3 protein-coding genes are annotated in these 2,022 nt (G+C 60.7%); 1 reads left to right on the top strand and 2 read right to left on the bottom strand.

The window, feature by feature from the left end; all coding sequences use genetic code 11:
- The first annotated feature begins 38 nt into the window (after nt 1-38).
- Nucleotides 39-281: a KTSC domain-containing protein gene (locus tag DI605_RS21420; protein WP_293977816.1), complete on the top strand. Its 243-nt coding sequence runs from the start codon at nt 39-41 to the stop codon at nt 279-281.
- Between the two features lie 4 nt (nt 282-285).
- Here the strand turns inward: DI605_RS21420 and DI605_RS21415 are convergent, their stop codons facing one another.
- Complete coding sequence (locus DI605_RS21415; RefSeq protein ID WP_293977814.1) at nt 286-543, bottom strand: hypothetical protein; 258 nt, start codon at nt 541-543, stop codon at nt 286-288.
- 3 nt (nt 544-546) lie between these two features.
- Nucleotides 547-1,443, bottom strand: coding sequence for a Ku protein (locus tag DI605_RS21410; RefSeq protein ID WP_293977812.1), 897 nt, complete (start codon nt 1,441-1,443; stop codon nt 547-549).
- Nucleotides 1,444-2,022 lie beyond the last annotated feature (579 nt).

Below are 2,022 nucleotides of genomic sequence, written 5' to 3'. Positions count from 1 at the left end.
GACCGGAACGACCTGTGATGATACGCGCTTCTCCGGCTATGCGCGCGCAACGCTTCCCGCAATCCTCGATGATAGACCGCATCGGCTATGACGACGCCGCCGGCACGCTGTCGATCTCGTTCCGCGATACCGGCAAGTACCTCTATCATGAGGTCCCGGCCGCGCTGTTCGACGCCTTTTGTCACGCGGCCTCGGCAGGCACCTTCTTCAACGAGCGCATCAAGGATCGCTTCCGCTGCGTGCGCGATCCCGAACGGCGGCGCTTCGGACCGAATGCCTGAGCGGTCAGGCTTCGCCGAGCGCACGATACACCGACATCAGATGGCGCGAGGCGACGGCGCGGGCACGCGGCGACCGGATCGTCTCTTCGTTGGTCTCTTGCAACATGGTGAGCATGTCGAGCACCTCCTGACGGGGTGTGCCTGACTCGCGAAGATGCGTACCGATCAACGTGAGCAGATTGGCCCACAGCGTGATTGCGCCCTCGGCGAACGCGGCATCGTCGTCGAGCGGCGCCGATGCTGGGTCCGATCTGTTGGCCATGGGTCAGGCCCGCTTGCGCGTAGCTGGTTTCGGCTTGGTCTCGGTCTTCTTGGCGGCCGTCCTCGCGGCGGTCTTGGTCGTTTTCTTCGCCGCTGTCTTGGACGACCCGCCACCCGATGATCCGAGCGAATTCTTAAGCGCCGCCATCAGGTCGACGACATTGGAGCCGCGCGAATCGCCACCCTTCTCGTCGCTCTCGATATTGAGAGTCTTGCCCTTTTTCTTTCGCTCGATCAGCTCCTTGAGCGCGTCGGCATAGCGATCGTGAAACTCGGTCGCATCGAATTTGCCGGTCTTCTTGTCGATCAGCGTGGTGGCAAGGTCGAGCAGCTCGTCGTCAGGATCGCCGTCGCCGATCTCGCGGAAGTAGCTCGTCGCCTTGTTCACCTCGTCGGCATAGCGCAGCGTCTCCATCACCATGCCGCGTCCGCAGGCCTTGATGCTCACGACATATTCCCGCCCGCGCATAGCGAGTTGGCCGAGGCCGATCTTGCGGGTGCGGCGGAGTGCCTCGCGCAGAACGATGAAGGCCTCCTCGGCGAGATCGTCCGCCGGCACGACATAATAGGGCTTCTCGAAATAGATCGCGTCGATGTCGTGGCTGTCGACGAACTGGGTCAGCTCGAGCGTTTTCTTGCTCTCCAGTTTGACCCCCTCAATCTCGTCATCGTCGAGCAGGACATATTCGCCCTTGGCATATTCGAAGCCCTTGACGATTTCGTCGAGATCGACCGGACCGATCCCGGGCACGACCTTTTCATATTTGATGCGCTGGCCCGAGGGCTCGTGAATCTGGTTGAACGCGATCGTAGCGCCGCTTCTCGTCGCGGAATAGATTTCGACGGGGATCGAGACGAGTGCCAGCCGGATTTGGCCTTTCCAATAGGGACGTGCAGCCATTGATCTCTCCTTCGCACCGGATGCATTTGGTCATCGATATGGTCGCCGGGAAATGACCTGCCTGTGCCGCTCACATCCAGCGTAAGATGGCCCACCACCGACAACAAGAACGCAAGGGACGGGTCGGTAAAGTCATCGCGCAGAAAATACCTGAACGACGCAATAGTTCTCACCCCCCCTTACATTTTACCCATTCCGAGAACCGATTTTCCTCCTAGTTCGTTGTTGCACTGCAGCGATGCGGAGGTCGTGATGTGTCCGCAATCGAAAGCGGGGTGGCGTTAGGCTATGTGGCTGATGGTAGAACAACTCGCCCACGACTGGCGATGCGATGATTAGCGCGCAAAGTGGGACCGACGCTCACCTTCCGATCATCTCGGCGGCGTCGGACATCCCTTTACGACCGCCACAGCGCTAGCGCCGATCCATTCCAGGGTGACCACGAACGCTCGCCGCCTGCCGCCTCCGCAATCGGGCAGAGGTGACGTGCTCCCCAAAGCTCTACCAGTCATAACTGGAGTCCGGGGTTGGTATGGTGCCCCTCGGGGCGGTGTTGCACAACCCGCCTGGCAGCATCGG

It is taken from the genome of Sphingomonas sp., from assembly GCF_003248515.1.
GTDB lineage: Bacteria > Pseudomonadota > Alphaproteobacteria > Sphingomonadales > Sphingomonadaceae > Sphingomonas_I.
Note: the sequence above shows the minus strand (reverse complement) of the source record. Positions and strands in the feature narration are given on the sequence as shown.

What these genes read in the sequence shown, in the direction of transcription:
- DI605_RS21420 (WP_293977816.1), top strand. Translation starts at nt 39, where the DNA reads ATGCGCGCGCAACGCTTCCCGCAATCCTCGATGATAGACCGCATCGGC.
- DI605_RS21415 (WP_293977814.1), bottom strand. Translation starts at nt 543, where the DNA reads ATGGCCAACAGATCGGACCCAGCATCGGCGCCGCTCGACGACGATGCC.
- DI605_RS21410 (WP_293977812.1), bottom strand. Translation starts at nt 1,443, where the DNA reads ATGGCTGCACGTCCCTATTGGAAAGGCCAAATCCGGCTGGCACTCGTC.